General features: G+C 58.9%; 17 protein-coding genes. 7 read left to right on the top strand and 10 right to left on the bottom strand.

What is annotated here, in order from left to right:
• Positions 1–10: 10 nt before the first annotated feature.
• Positions 11–538 (bottom strand): MFS transporter, encoded by a 528-nt coding sequence (locus OYW20_RS07460; protein ID WP_268800062.1) that lies wholly within the window; start codon positions 536–538, stop codon positions 11–13.
• A gap of 139 nt (positions 539–677) precedes the next feature.
• On the opposite strand from OYW20_RS07460, the gene OYW20_RS07455 reads away from it, so the two are divergent.
• Positions 678–2,735 carry a S9 family peptidase gene (locus OYW20_RS07455; RefSeq protein WP_268800061.1) on the top strand — a complete coding sequence of 686 codons (2,058 nt, stop codon included), beginning with the start codon at positions 678–680 and terminating at the stop codon, positions 2,733–2,735.
• A 107-nt stretch (positions 2,736–2,842) separates the two neighbouring features.
• Complete coding sequence (locus OYW20_RS07450; protein ID WP_268800060.1) at positions 2,843–3,316, top strand: cyclic nucleotide-binding domain-containing protein; 474 nt, start codon at positions 2,843–2,845, stop codon at positions 3,314–3,316.
• 104 nt (positions 3,317–3,420) lie between these two features.
• On the opposite strand, the gene OYW20_RS07445 is transcribed toward OYW20_RS07450, so the two are convergent.
• Positions 3,421–3,711 carry a hypothetical protein gene (locus OYW20_RS07445; protein WP_268800059.1) on the bottom strand — a complete coding sequence of 97 codons (291 nt, stop codon included), beginning with the start codon at positions 3,709–3,711 and terminating at the stop codon, positions 3,421–3,423.
• A 105-nt stretch (positions 3,712–3,816) separates the two neighbouring features.
• On the opposite strand from OYW20_RS07445, the gene OYW20_RS07440 reads away from it, so the two are divergent.
• The 4 genes from OYW20_RS07440 (at position 3,817) to OYW20_RS07425 (ending at position 6,048) form a co-directional block, all read left to right on the top strand.
• Positions 3,817–4,503: a spermidine synthase gene (locus OYW20_RS07440; RefSeq protein ID WP_268800057.1), complete on the top strand. Its 687-nt coding sequence runs from the start codon at positions 3,817–3,819 to the stop codon at positions 4,501–4,503.
• A gap of 63 nt (positions 4,504–4,566) precedes the next feature.
• Positions 4,567–4,938, top strand: a complete 372-nt coding sequence (locus OYW20_RS07435) for a YajD family HNH nuclease (RefSeq protein WP_268800056.1) — start codon at positions 4,567–4,569, stop codon at positions 4,936–4,938.
• Between the two features lie 162 nt (positions 4,939–5,100).
• Positions 5,101–5,589 (top strand): RNA methyltransferase, encoded by a 489-nt coding sequence (locus OYW20_RS07430; protein WP_268800055.1) that lies wholly within the window; start codon positions 5,101–5,103, stop codon positions 5,587–5,589.
• Positions 5,590–5,673: 84 nt separating this feature from the next.
• Positions 5,674–6,048 (top strand): YgaP family membrane protein, encoded by a 375-nt coding sequence (locus OYW20_RS07425; protein ID WP_268800054.1) that lies wholly within the window; start codon positions 5,674–5,676, stop codon positions 6,046–6,048.
• 87 nt (positions 6,049–6,135) lie between these two features.
• Here OYW20_RS07425 and OYW20_RS07420 read toward each other — a convergent pair whose 3' ends face one another.
• From OYW20_RS07420 to OYW20_RS07385, 8 genes are all read right to left on the bottom strand, one after another.
• A complete protein-coding gene (locus OYW20_RS07420; protein ID WP_268800053.1) occupies positions 6,136–6,585 on the bottom strand; it encodes a YcgN family cysteine cluster protein in 450 nt (149 codons plus the stop codon).
• Positions 6,586–6,678: 93 nt separating this feature from the next.
• The gene (locus OYW20_RS07415) at positions 6,679–7,611 is read right to left on the bottom strand and encodes a D-2-hydroxyacid dehydrogenase (RefSeq protein WP_268800052.1); all 933 of its coding nucleotides are present in this window, start codon (positions 7,609–7,611) and stop codon (positions 6,679–6,681) included.
• 130 nt (positions 7,612–7,741) lie between these two features.
• Positions 7,742–8,035, bottom strand: a complete 294-nt coding sequence (locus tag OYW20_RS07410; RefSeq protein ID WP_268800051.1) for a YcgL domain-containing protein — start codon at positions 8,033–8,035, stop codon at positions 7,742–7,744.
• Complete coding sequence (gene rnd / locus OYW20_RS07405) at positions 8,032–9,165, bottom strand: ribonuclease D (RefSeq protein ID WP_268800049.1); 1,134 nt, start codon at positions 9,163–9,165, stop codon at positions 8,032–8,034. Before rnd ends, OYW20_RS07410 begins: the two co-directional genes overlap by 4 nt.
• Positions 9,166–9,297: 132 nt before the next feature.
• Positions 9,298–9,963, bottom strand: coding sequence for a class I SAM-dependent methyltransferase (locus tag OYW20_RS07400; protein WP_268800048.1), 666 nt, complete (start codon positions 9,961–9,963; stop codon positions 9,298–9,300).
• On the bottom strand, positions 9,956–11,605 hold the full coding sequence (locus tag OYW20_RS07395) for a phosphoethanolamine transferase (RefSeq protein ID WP_268800047.1): 1,650 nt from the start codon (positions 11,603–11,605) through the stop codon (positions 9,956–9,958). Before OYW20_RS07395 ends, OYW20_RS07400 begins: the two co-directional genes overlap by 8 nt.
• 196 nt (positions 11,606–11,801) lie before the next feature.
• Positions 11,802–13,463: a GMC family oxidoreductase gene (locus tag OYW20_RS07390; RefSeq protein ID WP_408005478.1), complete on the bottom strand. Its 1,662-nt coding sequence runs from the start codon at positions 13,461–13,463 to the stop codon at positions 11,802–11,804.
• A gap of 218 nt (positions 13,464–13,681) precedes the next feature.
• Complete coding sequence (locus tag OYW20_RS07385) at positions 13,682–15,370, bottom strand: NAD-dependent malic enzyme (RefSeq protein WP_268800046.1); 1,689 nt, start codon at positions 15,368–15,370, stop codon at positions 13,682–13,684.
• A 318-nt stretch (positions 15,371–15,688) separates the two neighbouring features.
• On the opposite strand from OYW20_RS07385, the gene OYW20_RS07380 reads away from it, so the two are divergent.
• On the top strand, positions 15,689–15,919 hold the full coding sequence (locus OYW20_RS07380; protein ID WP_268800045.1) for a DUF6555 family protein: 231 nt from the start codon (positions 15,689–15,691) through the stop codon (positions 15,917–15,919).
• The last annotated feature ends 375 nt before the right edge of the window (positions 15,920–16,294 follow it).

The raw sequence follows: 16,294 nt of genomic DNA, 5'->3' as shown, positions 1-16,294 counted from the left end.
GTTGGACCTGTTACAACTTGGGTTCGACCCGATGACGCCCACCCGTCATGCCCGGACCGGTTTGCGGACCACCATTGGCAGGCTTCGAGGCTATCGGTTGAGCGGAGAACCGGCCTGACGTCTGAGGAGCGAACGGCTCGTCATCGTCTTGCGGCTGAGCGGCGGCCTGGGCCGCGGCGGCCTGGGCATGGGCCTCGCGCGCCTTGCGGGCATTGAGGATGGGCAAGCGAATCAGCGCGAACACCACGTACACACCGAGCGCCACAGCGCCATAGGTGGCCAGATCAAGCACTGCACGCCAGACGTTGCTGCCCACCTTGAAAGCCAGGTCCAGCACGCTGATGGCCAGCGCGGGTGCGTACTTTTCCTTGACCGGGTCGACGATGGTCGGCGTGAACAACAGCACCGCGCCGACCAGCCAAAGCGGCTCGCGCAAGTAGCGCCACATCCAGCCGGTGAGCTTGATCCACACCAACAGACAACCCAACGCCGCGAATGCGTAGAGGCCCCAGCCAATCATATAGTCGTTGTCAGTCATGACGTCCGTGGTAAGGCAGGTAAAGAGGCGCTTATGATAACGACTTTTCGCCAGCCCGGCTTCCCCGGCTTCAGTATCGGTGTGCACAGCCCCTCGAACACGGGGTGCCACCGGTCATTTCACGATCAGAGAGCCCAGCATGCCTTTATCCGATTCGTCCATCCGCGCCCCCATTGCCCGCAAGGCCGAGGGCGCCGACCCTTACGCCTGGCTGCAAAACCGCGACACCGACGAAGTGCTCGATTACCTCAAGGCCGAAAATGCCTGGCAGGAACAGCAATTGGGCGATCAGCAAGCGCTGCGTGAATCGCTGTTTCAGGAAATCAAAGGCCGCATTCTCGAAACCGACCTCTCGCTACCCTCGCCATGGGGCCCATACCTGTACTACACGCGCACCACCGAGGGCGACGAGTACGGTCGGCATTACCGTTGCGCCCGTCCCGCCGATGACTCACAAACGGTTGATCAACGTTCCGAGGAATTGCTTCTGGACCCCAACGCGCTTGCCAACGGCGGTTTTTTCTCGCTGGGCGCTTTCAGCATCAGCCCCGATCACCAACGCCTGGCCTACAGCCTCGACACCACCGGTGAGGAGGTCTACCAGTTGTTTGTCAAAGAACTGAGCAGCGGCGAAGTCACCAGCCTGCCGTTCGAGGACTGCGATGGCAGCATGACGTGGGCCAACGACAGTCAGACCCTGTTTTTCGGCGAACTGGACGATACCCACCGCCCACACACGCTTTATCGCTACCGGCTCGGCAATGCTGCTGCCGATCTGGTCTTCAACGAGCCGGACGGGCGGTTTTTCCTGCACTGCTACCGCACCAGTTCCGAACGTCAACTGGTGATGTCGCTGGACAGCAAGACCACCAGCGAAGCCTGGGTGCTGGACGCCGCTACGCCGGAACAAGCCTTCGTCTGCATCGCGCCCCGCGCCGAAGGCCATGAGTACTCGGTAGACCACGGCCTGGTGGATGGCACCTGGAGCTGGCTGATCCGCAGCAACCAGCACGGCATCAATTTCGCCTTGTATCACGCAGCAGAAAAAACCAGCGGCGTGCCGGACAGGACTGACTGGCAAACCCTGATCCCGCACAGCGACACGGTCATGCTCGACGGCTTCAGCCTCAACACCACCGCGCTGACCTTGAGCCTGCGCGAGGGCGGACTGCCAATTGTCGAAGTTCACCCACAGGGCAAAGCGCCGTATCGGGTGCAGTTGCCCGATGCGGCTTACAACTTGTATGTGCAGGACACGCTTGAATTCGACAGCGACAAGATCCGTCTGCGCTACCAATCTCTGAACCGCCCCGCACAGGTCAGGCAACTGGCGCTGGCGACGGGAGATCAGTTGGTGCTCAAGGAAACCCCGGTCCTCGGGGATTTCGACGCCGACGCTTATGTCAGTCAGCGGCTATGGGCGACCTCGCCAGACGGTACTCAAGTGCCGATCAGCCTGGTGGTCAAGCGCGAGCTGGTCGGGCAATCGGTGCCGCTGTATCTCTACGGTTACGGCGCTTACGGTGATAGCCTTGATCCGTGGTTCTCCCATGCACGGCTGAGCCTGCTGGACCGCGGCGTCGCGTTTGCCATCGCCCATGTGCGTGGCGGCGGCGAATTGGGCGAGGCCTGGTACCGCAACGGCAAGCAGGCGTACAAAACCAATACGTTCACCGACTTCATTGCCTGTGCCGAGCATCTGATTGCGCAGCAACTGACGACGGCTCAACAACTGGTGATCAGTGGCGGCAGCGCGGGCGGTCTGTTGATTGGCGCGGTGGTCAACCAGCGTCCTGATTTGTTCAAAGCGGCGATTGCCGAAGTGCCGTTCGTTGATGTGCTCAACACCATGCTCGATCCTGAGCTACCGCTGACCGTCACCGAATACGATGAGTGGGGCAACCCGCAAGAACCCGAGGTCTATGCGCGCATCAAGGCCTACGCCCCGTACGAAAACGTTACGGCGCAGGATTACCCCGCCATGCTGGTGATCGCAGGCTATAACGACAGCCGCGTGCAGTATTGGGAAGCGGCTAAATGGGTGGCAAAATTGCGCGACCACAAGACCGACGACAATCTGTTGCTGCTCAAGACCGAACTGGGCGCTGGCCACGGCGGTATGAGCGGCCGTTACCAGGGATTGCGCGACGTGGCGCTCGAATACGGATTTATTTTCAAAGTGCTGCAGCTGGCCTGAGGAAACTCGGTGGGCGCCGCGGGTCATATCACACAGGATCCGGACGTTGTGTCGTCCGGGTCCGGTATTGAGTCGGCCCTTTTCTGAAACCTGCACAAGACCAGACCATGTCCACACCGTCATCACTGAACAACGAAATCCGCGAAATGCTGATGGACTGCGGTCTGTTCGACCCGCTCACGCCAGCGGATTTTTCAACCGCCGCCGGCTATTTCAGCATCAGCAGCATCGAGAAAGGGCAAGCGATCTTCAACGAAGGCGATGCGGGCACGTTCATGTGCATCATTCATTCGGGCTCGGTGTCGGTGCAGAAACTCAACAACGACGGCAAGCCGGTGGAGCTTGCGGTATTGCGCAGCGGGCGTGCGTTCGGGGAGATGGCGGTGCTGGACGGCGAGCGCCGGTCGGCCAGTTGCATTGCGGCGACGCCGTGTTACCTGTTGAACCTGGGCCGCGATTCACTGGACAAGATGATCACCGATGCCCCGAAGATTGCCGCCAAGATCATTCGCGCGATTGCCGTGGCGCTGTCGAAACGCCTGCGCATGATGGACGGGCAACTGGCGTCGCAGCAGGTGTGAACTCTCGCGATTCGCGATCCCTCTGGAGCCAACTTGTTGGCGAAGGGGTTTCGCGTCGTGTGAGTTGAATCGCTTCGCGAACAAGTTCGCGCCTACAAGTAATGTCAGGGCTTAACGCTGGGGATGGCGGTGTCGTCTAATCCGGGCAATGCCTCGTCCTTGGGCGGCCCGGGTTGTGGAATCTTTGGCAACAACTGCGGGCTGTCCACGCTGCTGTCATGCGGGATGCCCGGTGCTGAGACTTGCGGGTACGGCGTCGGTGTCGCGGTGCCGGGTGTTCCCGGTGAGGACGACATAGGGCCTGGCGTGTTGAGAGTCGGCTGAAGGGCTTCAGCCTGCGCTGCACATACCGAGAGCGCCGCACAGGTAATCGCCGTTAGAATGTAGCGCTTCATCAATGGCCTCCACGCCTGTGATTATTGTCCGGCACAGGCTACTCCTCGATCACGGGTTGCGCGCTGCAAACCGTCACTGTTTTTCATTTCATCATTGAGTGCTCCATGAAACGTTTCGTTCTGCTCGACACCACTCCGATCCCCGACAACGGCGGCGCTCTGTGCCTGTTCGAATACGGCGAAGACTTCGTGATCAAGATTCAGGGCGGCGACGGCGGCCAGTTGATGAACACCCGCATGCACGGCTCCGAAGACGCGCTGGCCGAAATCCCCTGCAAAAAGGTCGCGCCGCGCACTCAACCCCGAGTGTTGATTGGCGGGCTGGGCATGGGCTTTACCCTCGCCTCTGCGCTCAAGCACCTGGGCAAGAATGCAGAGGTGGTCGTGGCTGAACTGGTGCCCGGTGTGGTGGAGTGGAATCGCGGCCCGCTGGGCGAAAAGTCCGGTAATCCGTTGCAAGACCCCAGAGCCAAGGTGGTGATTCAGGACGTGGCGCAAGTGCTCAAAAGCGAACCGCAGGGGTTCGACGCAATCATGCTCGACGTCGACAACGGCCCCGAAGGCCTGACGCAAAAATCCAATAGCTGGCTGTACTCGTCCGGTGGTCTCAGCGCGTGCGCCCAGGCATTGCGGCCCAAAGGCGTGCTGGCGATCTGGTCGGCCAGCGCTGATGCGGCGTTTTCAGACAAACTGCGCAAGGCCGGCTTCAAGGCCGAAGAGGTCAAGGTCTACGCCCACGGTAACAAAGGCACGCGGCACACGATCTGGATCGCTGAAAAACTCAAGGGCTGACAGGCTTTCAAAGCGCTAGACTGGCAAGCATTCACGACAACAGAACCCGAATCAGGTGACACCATGAGCACGGCCAACCCACCCACCAATACCTCCAAACTGGATCGCATCCTTGCCGACGCCCAGCGCGACCGCGAGATGGGTTATCGCGACAAGGCATTGCGCATGTACCCGCACGTGTGCGGGCGCTGCGCCCGGGAATTTGCCGGCAAGCGCCTGAGCGAGCTGACCGTCCATCACCGTGACCACAACCACGACAACAACCCGCAGGACGGCTCCAACTGGGAGCTGTTGTGCCTGTATTGCCACGACAACGAACACTCGCGCTACACCGATCAGCAGTATTTCTCCGAAAGCTCCACCAGCAGCCCGAAAACCGCCAAGGCGATGCACAACCCGTTTGCGGCGCTGGCCGGACTGATGAAGAAGGAGTAGCAGCGGTAAGGGGCAAGCTCTAAGCCGCAAGCTGCAAGCGTGAAGCCGCAAGCATAAGAAAGACTTGGCTCTTAGCTTGTAGCTTGTAGCTTGTAGCTTGTAGCTTGCCGCTGCCCCTCCGCTATAATCCCGCGCCTTCCCCTTCAGCGAGCACCCTCCCCCGTGGCAAACAAACGCTATGCCTGCATCGGCCTGTACAACCCGAAATCTCCGGAAAACGTTGGCTCGGTGATGCGTGCTGCAGGGTGCTATGGCGTAGCCTCGGTGTTTTACACCGGCACTCGATACGAACGCGCACGGGACTTTGTGACCGACACCAAGAAGATCCATCAAGACATCCCGCTGATTGGCATCGATGACCTGAAGAAGATCATTCCGCTGGGCTGCATTCCTGTGGCAGTGGAATTGGTGGAAGGCGCGCGGGCATTGCCCGAGTACACCCACCCGGACCGGGCGATCTACATCTTCGGCCCTGAGGATGGCTCGCTCGACAAGGACATACGCGACTGGTGCGAGGACGTGGTTTACATCCCGACCACAGGCTGCATGAATCTGGCAGCCACCGTGAATGTGGTGCTCTACGACCGTATGGCCAAGGGCAACAACACGCGCTCCGGCCCTCAGTTCGGTCGAGACACGCAAGGCTCTTGAGCGATCTTCCTGCTCAAACGCATTGAACAGATCGGGAAGCGGGCAGTCAGCTTTAAGGACCCCAACTCATCATGGAGATACATCATGAGCGACACCCCGATCGTTGAACGCATTGACACCCTTTCTCAACCCGTTCCAGAACAAAACGTACAGGGATGGGAGCGCATCGGCTCGTTGGCAGGTGGCGTATTGATGATGGGCAAAGGCCTGCGCCGCGGCGGCATCTTCGGCCTGATTCAGCTGGCCATCGGCGGCGCCGTGCTGGCACGCGGGATCACTGGCCATTGCTCCGCTAAAGCGATGGTCGAAAAAGGCCGCAGCGATCTGGATCAAGCCAAGACCCGCATTCAACGGGCTGGCGCCGAGTTGAGCAGGCTCAAGACCAAGGCTGAAGTGGCCGTTGAGGACGCTGTGGTCGAGACCGTCGATGCGGTGAAAACGCCTAAATCCGGTATCTAAGCGTTTCGAGCATTCTGTAGAAGCAAGCGTGTTTGCGAGCGGCTAAACCCCTCGCCAACACGTTGTCCCCTGCAGATCATGCCTCGCCTATCCCGCCCGAAAGATCAGGTAATCTTCCCAGTCGTCTTCGGCCACGCTGTTCTCGCTGAGCATGCGCCCTGACTGCGAAATCCGCGCCTGGTGCACCGCGTCGCGATCCCCACACACCAGATGATGCCAAAGCGGCAACTCCTTGCCTTCGCTGACAAGCCTGTAACCGCACGTGGGCGGCAGCCATTTGAATTCATCGGCCTGGCCCGGCGTCAGCTGGATGCAATCCGGCACCGACGCGCGACGGTTTGGGTAATCAGTGCATTGGCAGGTCTTGAGGTCCAGCAGCTTGCAGGCGATGCGCGTGTAGTAAACGCTGTTATCGTCTTCGTCTTCGAGCTTTTGCAGGCAACACAGGCCGCAACCGTCGCACAACGACTCCCACTCGACCGAATCCAGCTGATCAAGTGTTTTGCGTATCCAGAAGGGTTCGACTTTGGCGGCCATTTATCTGCAATCGGTTTCGAAACGTGAGAAGGCCGACAGTCTAGAACCCTCAGTGATGGGGGCCAAGCGCATGCGACTGCCGGTAAGCGAGGCTTAATATCCGCGTGAGAAATCCACTTCGCCACGCAACGGCTCACCCGCTGCATAGGCCTGTAAATTCTCAGCGAAGAGTTGCGTCATCATCGACGGAGATGTTGGCGCGGAACTGTGGCCCGTCAGCAACAGACCCCAGGCCGTCCAGAAAGGATGGCGTTGCGGCAGCGGCTCCTGACGACACACGTCGATGACAGCACCTGCAAGATGACCTTCCTTGAGTGCTTCGACCAGATCGGCATCGACCACCGACGTTCCGCGGCCTACGTTGATGAACAGCGCGGTAGGCTTGAACTGAGCAAACAGCTTGGCGTCGTACACATCCTGAGTGTGTGGCGTGTTGGGCAGCAGGTTGATGACGAAATCCACTTCGCCCACCAGACGGCCCAGATCACTCGTGGCGCCCACTTCTACAAACGGCGCCTGAGTCCGCGCCGTCGAGGCGATGCCATACACCTCAACGCCGAATGGCTGCAGAAACCGGGCAACGGTGACGCCAATGTCGCCGGTGCCGACGATTAACGCCTTTCGCCCAGACAGACTGTGACCCAGGCGGTTGTCCCACTTGCGCTCGACCTGGCTCACCAGTCGCGCCAGCACTTCACGCTCGTGCACAAGCATGTAGGTCAACACGAATTCGGCCATGACCTGGCCGAAGATGCCCACGGCGCGCGTCAGACGGTAATCACGGTTCAGGCCATCGGCCAAGAGCGGCGTAATGCCCGCCCAGGTCGATTGCAGCCATTGCGGTTTGTGGCCTTGACGCAGCAGGTTTGCCAGCAGATCCGGCTGGCCCAGCCAGACCGGCGCATCGGCAGCCATGCGTGCCAGTTCGGCGGAATCGCCACTGCTCAGGACTTCGATATCGGGAGCAGCGTTGCGCAGTAATTGGGTGTAAACGGGGTAATCGTGTTCGGCGATCAGAACGCGCATGATTCAAAACTCAAAAAAACGGGACATGCGACCGGTGCCGCGCCGAGGCAGTATTCGCCCAGGTGCGCATCGGTCCGGTAAACCCCTGCGATGGTTTGCAGGGTCTGCTACGAGAACCTGTGAACGTGACTTACATCGGGTCGTTGCGGCGCAGCAGTTCTTCGGGCAAGTGCTCGATGTAATCGTCCTCGGCCGGTGGCATTTGCAGGTGATATCCCTGCTTTTCCAGGTTGGCGAGCACGGTATGAATGTCTTCACGCGCCAGGGCACGCTCAGGGCTCAACACCAGATTGAAGGCATGTTGAGGTTTGCCAAACGCCACCAGCAACTCGTCCGGTACGCGCTCCAGAGCATCGCTCTTGAGCACATAAAGGTACATTTCGTTGCGGCGTGGGCTGCGGTAAATGGAGCAGATACGTTTCAATGCTGTTCTCCGGGGGTGGCCAGGCTGTCGAGCAGCTCCTGACCCATCAATTCGCGGCGCCAGCCACGCAGCGAATCGGGCAAATGATAAGGACCGTCTGGATAACCGGTCTTGAGAAGCGCTTCGAGGGTCTTTTTGCGCAGCATCAGCTCGGGCGCCATGTTCAGGCGTTCTGCGTGATGCTGGCCGATGACGCGCAAGGATTTCAGAACATTCGAAGCATCGATCGGCAACGGCTCGGGCAATGCTGGCGGCCACTGATCCTGAGAGACGCTGCCCGCCCGCTTGATCAGGTCGAGCAGAAACTCGCCGTCCTGACGCACTGTCTTGGGGTGCATGTCTTCGATCTTCGCCAATGCAGCGAGGTTGTCCGGCTGGGTCTTGGCCAACGGCCACAAGGCGTGTTCGCGTAGTACACGGTTGCGCGGTTGATTGCGCACGCGTGCTTCTTTCTCGCGCCAGGCGCACAGCTCACGCAGCACCGCCAACTGGGCTCGGGAGAGTTTCCACGCCAGCTTGGCATCGCGATAAACCTCATAGGGGTCGGTTTCGCGGCGCAGGTTGGCGACCAGTTCGGCACCGTCTTCAACCACCCAGGTGTACTTTTCATCGCTCAGACGCGGGCGCAGCAAGCTATAGACTTCGGCCAGATGCACGGCGTCCTCGGCGGCGTAACTGATCTGGGTGTCGGACAACGGCCGTTGCAACCAGTCGGAACGTGTCTCGCCTTTGGGCAGGTCGATATTGAGCACTTCCTGCACCAGCCGCGAGTAACCCATGGAGAAACCGAGATTGAGGTAGGCAGCCGCCAATTGCGTGTCGAACAACGGCGCGGGAAGGCTGCCGGTCAGACGTAGCAGCACTTCGAGGTCTTCGCTGCACGCATGCACGACTTTGATGACGCCAGGGTTTTCCAGCAACGATGCCAGGGGACGCCAGTCGCTGATGAGCAGCGGGTCGATCAGATAGGCGCGAGAGCCGTCCCCGATTTGTAGCAAGGCGGCGATGGGATAGAAGGTGTCGACCCGCATGAATTCGGTATCGAGGGCGACAAAAGGCAGAGCCTGCCACTGTGCGCAATGTTGGGCGAGGCTGTCGTCGTCGCGAATCCAGTGAATATCGATGGCCACACGGCTCTCCCTTGAAGAATGGCGCGCAGTATATATCGCTATCGGCGATTACCGGGCATCCGTGCTGCAAGTCTTGAGCATCTTCATGGGTAGCGCACTCGATGCTGCAGGAAAAACCGCCCGCTCATCGGGTCAGCCAGCGATTTTGCGCAATACGTACACCCGCCACATAGCGTAGCCGGGTAAAAAATCGTGATGACCGACAATCGCGAAACCGGCCTGGGCAAATTCCGACTCGATGATCGCGCGACTGACCACAAACCGGTTACGCCCAAGTTCCAGATGGCCCTGCGCAATTCGGCTGCGCTGCTGACGCATTCGCCACCATGACTTGATGTTGCCGTCGACCCACAGCGCGACAATGGCAGTGTCCCGCGTGACCCGGTGGAATTCCTGAAGGATGTCCATCCGGCGGTCACTATCAGCCACATGGTGAAACTGGCGCATGCAGAAAATGCAGTCCACCGCGTTGGCTGACAGACCGATGGAAAACACTGAACTCTGGAAGGTGCGGATGCGCGCACGCACATGCGCTGAGGACTGGGACTCGGCCACCGCAAGCATGTCGGTGGACGGATCGGCCGCCAGGATCACCCGATTGGCGTGCTCGGCCAGTACCGGCCAGAAGCGCCCTGACCCGGATGGCAGATCCAGCACCAGGCCGGGCTCACCGGCATCACGCAGGGCATGCCGCACCAGTTGTGCATCGCGCCAGAGGCTCAGTCGGCGAACGAGCCCGAGTTCATGGTGCTGCCCATAGTCGTGCACCCGGCCGTGTTCAAACTGTTGATCACTCATTGGCCAATACCCCGTCCGTATAAATCCCCCGGCAGTTGGCGAACATATCCAGCGCAGGGTTGTAGACCTTGGTGTCGACCTTGAGTAAACCCAGCATTGAGTGGAACAGGTTGTCCTGGCTCAAAGGCGCGTTACGCTCGCCCTGAAGGCAGTGGGTATTAACGGCAAACGACTGCTGATAGTTGTCGGAGAACCAAGCCACCATTGGCACATGCTTTTGCTGGTCCGGCGCGAGCATGTAAGGCGTGCCATGCAGAAACAGGTTGTACTCGCCCAGCGATTCGCCGTGATCGGACAAATACATCATTGCCGTATCAACGTTGTCCTGATTGCTGCGCAGGATATCGATCAGGCTGGCCAATACATGGTCGGTGTACAGCAGCGTATTGTCATAACCGTTAACGATACTTTCCCGGCTGCAGTTATTGAGGGCGTTGCTCTCACACACCGGGGTAAACTTTTCAAACTCTTTGGGATAACGCTTGAAGTATTCCGGCCCATGGCTGCCCATTTGATGCAGTACCAGCACGGTGTCCTTGTCGAGGTTGTCGATAAAGCTCTGCAGCCCCTGCAGTAATATTTCGTCGCGACACTCGTGATTCGCGCACAACACAGGATCTTTCAGATTGCTGACATCTTGCAGCGTGACACGGTCACACGTGCCTTTGCAGCCTGACTGGTTGTCGCGCCAGATCACGTTCAGACCGGCGCGCTTGAGCACGTCGAGCATGCCTTCCTGATTTCTGGCGGTAGACGCGCTGTAATCCTTGCGCCCCATATTGGAAAACATGCAGGGCACTGACACGGCAGTTTCAGTACCGCAGGAATGCACATCAGTGAACGCAATCACACCGCGCTCTTTTTTCAATTGCGGGGTGGTGTCGCGGTTATAACCCAGGATGCCAAAGTTCTCGGCCCGTGCGCTTTCACCGACCACTAGTACCGTGAGCGACTTGCGCTTGTGTTGCGACCATTCGCTGTCCAGTTTTGCATCTTCGCCCAAGGTCACGAACGGCTTGCGCGCCGACACTACTTGTTCGCTGATATAGCCGATGGACGCGCCAATGTAGTTGCTCGGCACCACCATCAAACGCAGTTCATGGTGATTGCGAAACAATGAGGCCAGCCCTTGGTAGTTAAGCAGCGCGATACCGCCAATCACTGCCGCGCAGCCCACACTGACCAATGTCTTGCTGATCAGCTCGCGAGGCCAGCGCCGGTAATTGACCGGTATTTTCCAAACGATCAGCGATGGCACCACACCCAGCAGCACAATGTAGGCCAGCAGTTTCAGTGACAGTAAATCCTGAACTTCTGTCGCGTTAGTTTCAGCAAAGTTGCGAAACATGCCGGCGTCGATCATGACGCCGTATTGATTCATGAAGTACGAAACGCCTGCACTGATCATGAACAATGCGATCAGCAGCGGTTTCATCACGCGCCTGAATGCGAGCAGCGTCAGCACGATGTTGAATACGCAAAAAAGCATCACGCCAAACGCCACGCGCAGCATCACGCCATTACTGTTGAAGTCGGTAATGGCGAACAAGTGCTGCCATAGGGTTAGATTAAACCCGAGCAGTAAAAAACCGCTGGCGAGCAAGGTCACAAGCTCGGGACGAACTGCTTTAACGTTCAGCATGAGGATCTGCTTGACTCTGATTGGGAGGCGCGAAAGGAGCAATGGACACTCACTCCTCCGACGTAGCGAACTTTAGGCAGAGGGCCATCAATTTTTTGTGAAAAGGATGCGAACAAAAGGTCTTATCAGGCGTGTTATCCCGTAGGAAAAATCCTGAGAATTCGAAGGCAACCGACCGGAGCCGACTGCCCTGGATTCAGAGCGCGGTTTCGCCAGTCATTGTGCCCACGCTATCGACCGGTCGCTGCGCCCGCTGTGCATCGGCGATGATCATCTGGGCTGCTTTCTCGGCGATCATCAACGTCGGCGAACACGTGTTACCTGAGGTAATGGTCGGCATGATCGAAGCATCGACCACGCGCAACCCGTCTACGCCACGGACCCTCAGCCGCTGGTCGACGACCGCATCCGGGCCCTGCCCCATCTTGCAGGTGCCCACGGGATGGAAGATGGTGGTGCCGATGGCACTGGCCGCCTCACGCAATTGCTGCTCGCTTTGCAAGCTTTCGCCTGGCAAATACTCCACTGGATTGAACGCGGCCAGCGCCGGCGCCGAGACAATTTTGCGCGTCAGACGAATGGCATCGGCCGCGACTTTAAGGTCAGTTTCGTGGCTCAGGTAATTAGGCTGGATGATCGGCGGCGCATTGAGTTCTGCCGAGCGGATATGGACCGTGCCACGGCTTTGCGGCCGCAGATCACACACCGAAGCGGTGAAAGCCGCAAAGGCATGCAGCGGTTCGCCAAAGCGCTCCAGAGAAAGCGGCTGGACATGGTATTCGAGGTTCGCGCTGGGCTGCTCCGGACCTGACCGGGCAAAAGCACCGAGCTGGCTGGGCGCCATCGCCAGCGGGCCGCTGCGATTGATCGCGTAACGCAGGCCCATGTTCATTTTGCCCCAGAGACTGCCAGCCATCTGGTTGAGGGTCAGGCCGTTGCTGACTTTGTAGATCAGCCGCAATTGCAGATGATCCTGAAGATTGCTGCCCACCCCAGGCAGTTCGTGGCGCACGCCGATGCCGAGCTTTTCCAGCAATGGACGCGGCCCGATGCCCGAGCGCTGCAGCAGTGTGGGCGAACCTATCGCGCCGCAGCACAGAATGATTTCGCGGCTCGCGGCCAGGCGCTGCTCGCCCTGACCGACGCGCGCAATCACGGCAACGGCGCGACCGTTTTCCAGTTCGATTCGGGAGGCTTCAACGCCCGTCATCACAGTCAGATTGGTGCGCTTGGCGATGGGTCTCAAAAAGGCTTTGGAGGCATTCCAGCGCACGCCACGGCGCTGATTGACCTGAAAATAGCTGCAGCCTTCGTTATCACCCGCATTGAAGTCCGGGATGGAGGCAATGCCTGTCTGCTCCGCCGCCTGGCGAAATGCATCCAGGATTGGCCAAGACAAGCGCTGCTGTTCGACGCGCCACTCGCCTTTTGCCCCATGAATATCGGAGTCGCCTGCGTAGTGATTTTCCGAACGTCTGAACAGCGGGAGCACATCTTGCCAGCCCCAACCTTCGTTACCCTGCGCCGCCCACTGGTCATAGTCACGCGATTGCCCGCGCATGTAGATCATGCCGTTAATGGATGAACAGCCGCCAAGCACTCTGCCACGAGGGTAATTGAGGGATCGCCCGTTCAGGCCGGGCTCGGCTTCGGTCTTGAAACACCAGTCGGTGCGCGGGTTGCCGATGCAGTAGAGGTAACCGACCGGCACGTGAATCCAGGGGTAGTTGTCCTGCCCGCCCGCTTCTAACAACAGCACGCGGTGTGCAGGGTTTTGCGACAGCCGATTGGCCAGCAAGCAGCCCGCAGGGCCTGCGCCAACGATCACATAGTCATAGAGCACACTGGCGATTTGCATGTGTCCCTCGTCGATATTTGTTGTTGTTCTTGGGGTTCATCCTGAAGTTTTTTTGCGCAAAACAAAAGGCCGCCGCATATTTGCATGCGGCGGCCTTTCGAAAGATCAAAAACCCTGTAGGAGCGAATTCATTCGCGAGAAGGCGGACAGTTGGCCCAGAGGCATTGTCTGGCCCAGCCCTTCGCGAACAAGTTCGCTCCTAGGGGTTCAGCGCTACCTTACATCGCGCTGCGACGGTAGCTGCGGTAGTTGGGCATCCAGAAATTGCGTTCGATCGCTTCTGCCAATACTTCCTCGGTGGTCTCAAGCGCTACGTCGTCGGCCTGCGCCTGCTTGGCGACGGCCAGGGCGATCTTCCTGCTGACCTCCTGGATCTCCTTCAATGGTGGCAGAACTGCATCGCCCTTGCCGGTGACCATTGGCGAGCACTCCGCCAGCGCATTGGAGGCTGCCATCAACATCTTGTCGGTGATACGCGTGGCTTTTGCCGCGATCACACCAAGGCCGATGCCCGGGAAGATGTAGGAGTTGTTGCACTGGGCGATGTGGAACGTGCGATCGCCAATCGTGACCGGCGCAAACGGGCTACCGGTTGCGACCAGTGCGTCGCCGTTGGTCCAGGTCAGGACTTCCTGCGGCGTGACTTCGACTTTCGAGGTCGGGTTCGACAGCGGCATCACCAGCGGCTTGGCGCAGTGCGAGTGCATTTCGCGGATGATTTCTTCGGTGAACAGCCCGCGCTGACCTGACACGCCGATCAACACGGTCGGCTTGCCGTTGCGTACCACGTCGAGCAGCGCAGGATAGCCTTCGGCGCTTGCCCAGCCCGTCACGTCAGCGGCTTTTTGCGCGAGATTTTTCTGGAAGTCCAGCAGGTTGTCCATGCTGTCGGTCAGCAGGCCGAAGCGGTCGACCATCATCACGCGTTTGCGCGCGTCAGCTTCGCTCAGGCCTTCGATCACCATGGCGGCGATGATGTGCTCGGCGATACCGCAGCCCGCAGAACCTGCGCCCAGGAATACCACGCGTTGCTGACCGAGGGTTTCGTTCTTGGCCTTGCACGCCGCTAGCAGCGTGCCGACCGCTACCGAAGCGGTGCCCTGGATGTCGTCGTTGAAGCAGCACAGCTCGTCGCGGTACTTCTCCAGCAACGGCATGGCGTTGGTCTGCGCGAAGTCTTCGAACTGCAACAGCACGTCCGGCCAACGGCGTTGTACGGCCTCTATAAAGAGCGCAATGAAGTCTTCGTATTCCTTGCCGGTGACACGCTTGTGCCGCCAGCCCATGTACATCGGGTCGTCGAGCAGCTCTTGGTTGTTGGTGCCGACATCAAGCACGATGGGCAGCGTGTAGGCCGGGCTGATGCCGCCGCACGCGGTGTACAGCGACAACTTGCCGATAGGAATGCCCATGCCGCCAATGCCCTGGTCGCCCAGACCGAGGATGCGCTCGCTGTCGGTGACGACGATGATCTTGATGCGGTCTTTGGTCGCGCTGCGCAGGATGTCGTCGATACGGTCGCGCTCAGGGTAGGAGATGAACAGCCCGCGGTGCGTGCGGTAAATCTTAGAGAACTCCTGGCAGGCCTGCCCCACAGTCGGGGTGTAAATGATCGGTAGCATCTCGTCCAGATGCGAATCGAGCAGGCGGAAAAACAAGGTTTCGTTGTTGTCTTGAATCGAACGCAGATAGATGTGTTTGTCCAGATCGCTGGCGCACTGCTTGTACTGACTGAAGACGCGGGCTACTTGCTCTTCGATCGTTTCAACGTTCTGTGGCAGCAAGCCGACCAGGTTGAAATCGATGCGCTCTTGCGGCGTGAAGGCGCTGCCCTTGTTGAGCAGCGGCATCTCCAGCAAGGAAGGGCCTGCGTAGGAAATATATAAAGGTCGCGAAGTCTTGGTCATTTCAGTAATCGCCTTTTCTCTGTTTGCTCATATCAATAAGTGTTCGAAAACGTGCTCCCCGAGGTCGATGCCTGACGACAACTCAGCACCGGCAACTCTGCGCAGGATCCGTCCGAAAAATTGGGAGATGAAAATCAGGGGGCCTATCTTACTCGCGTCAGCTCGATTGCGACATTTTGTCGCTCGGTTGATTGCGAAATGATGGCTGGGGCGAAGGCGCAAGACCGCAGGCCTGGAAGCTCGGGCGTAAATCAACGCAAGGAGAGGTGAACTGGCGCAACGCCACTGATGTCATACCGACACCACCTGGAGACGGTAATGGCAGTGCAGCGCTTCTTTCAGATCACGTACCGCCTCGGGGAGGAGCGGAAGATATTCATCCAGCCCGACCAAACGATGACCGACGCGGACGCTTGGTTCTACGCCTGCCTGCACGCCCGGATCGGTGTGCAGCACGACATGCTGGCCGCCCCCGATGAGCTTGGGGTAATGATCCAGCATGCAAAGCGCTTTGAGTTGAGTGAAGTTCGGTGGGAGGAGTTGCCTTGAAGCTTGGACGCCAAACACAAGAAGGCAGAGTGCGCGAGCACGCTTGAAGCATTCTGCAGCCCCGCCTGTACCGGCTTTATTTCAGATAAATGGTCCACAAGATCATTGTTACCACTGAAATCCAACCCGCCGCCAGTAACGCCGCAACGGCAATGAAACGCTTGTCCATGGGAGCCCTCGTTGATTTGCAGCGGATCATAATCCTGTGTCCAGGACGCTTGCAGGCTCATTTGCACTACTGACAAGCATGCGTTTGCACTATTGCCGAATTGAATTTCAGCGCTTTCCTCAAACTTGTGCGCCACGCCACAAAACAGGCGGGTGATTCAAATCAGTCACGCAGAGGTTTTCACGTAAAGTACGTGCAGGCACAGA

Source organism: Pseudomonas sp. BSw22131 (assembly GCF_026810445.1).
Taxonomy (GTDB): domain Bacteria; phylum Pseudomonadota; class Gammaproteobacteria; order Pseudomonadales; family Pseudomonadaceae; genus Aquipseudomonas; species Aquipseudomonas huanghezhanensis.
This window is presented reverse-complemented; position numbering and strand designations above follow the sequence as displayed.

What these genes read in the sequence shown, in the direction of transcription:
- OYW20_RS07460 (WP_268800062.1), bottom strand. Translation starts at nt 538, where the DNA reads ATGACTGACAACGACTATATGATTGGCTGGGGCCTCTACGCATTCGCG.
- OYW20_RS07455 (WP_268800061.1), top strand. Translation starts at nt 678, where the DNA reads ATGCCTTTATCCGATTCGTCCATCCGCGCCCCCATTGCCCGCAAGGCC.
- OYW20_RS07450 (WP_268800060.1), top strand. Translation starts at nt 2,843, where the DNA reads ATGTCCACACCGTCATCACTGAACAACGAAATCCGCGAAATGCTGATG.
- OYW20_RS07445 (WP_268800059.1), bottom strand. Translation starts at nt 3,711, where the DNA reads ATGAAGCGCTACATTCTAACGGCGATTACCTGTGCGGCGCTCTCGGTA.
- OYW20_RS07440 (WP_268800057.1), top strand. Translation starts at nt 3,817, where the DNA reads ATGAAACGTTTCGTTCTGCTCGACACCACTCCGATCCCCGACAACGGC.
- OYW20_RS07435 (WP_268800056.1), top strand. Translation starts at nt 4,567, where the DNA reads ATGAGCACGGCCAACCCACCCACCAATACCTCCAAACTGGATCGCATC.
- OYW20_RS07425 (WP_268800054.1), top strand. Translation starts at nt 5,674, where the DNA reads ATGAGCGACACCCCGATCGTTGAACGCATTGACACCCTTTCTCAACCC.
- OYW20_RS07420 (WP_268800053.1), bottom strand. Translation starts at nt 6,585, where the DNA reads ATGGCCGCCAAAGTCGAACCCTTCTGGATACGCAAAACACTTGATCAG.
- OYW20_RS07415 (WP_268800052.1), bottom strand. Translation starts at nt 7,611, where the DNA reads ATGCGCGTTCTGATCGCCGAACACGATTACCCCGTTTACACCCAATTA.
- OYW20_RS07400 (WP_268800048.1), bottom strand. Translation starts at nt 9,963, where the DNA reads ATGAGTGATCAACAGTTTGAACACGGCCGGGTGCACGACTATGGGCAG.
- OYW20_RS07395 (WP_268800047.1), bottom strand. Translation starts at nt 11,605, where the DNA reads ATGCTGAACGTTAAAGCAGTTCGTCCCGAGCTTGTGACCTTGCTCGCC.
- OYW20_RS07390 (WP_408005478.1), bottom strand. Translation starts at nt 13,463, where the DNA reads ATGCAAATCGCCAGTGTGCTCTATGACTATGTGATCGTTGGCGCAGGC.
- OYW20_RS07385 (WP_268800046.1), bottom strand. Translation starts at nt 15,370, where the DNA reads ATGACCAAGACTTCGCGACCTTTATATATTTCCTACGCAGGCCCTTCC.
- OYW20_RS07380 (WP_268800045.1), top strand. Translation starts at nt 15,689, where the DNA reads ATGGCAGTGCAGCGCTTCTTTCAGATCACGTACCGCCTCGGGGAGGAG.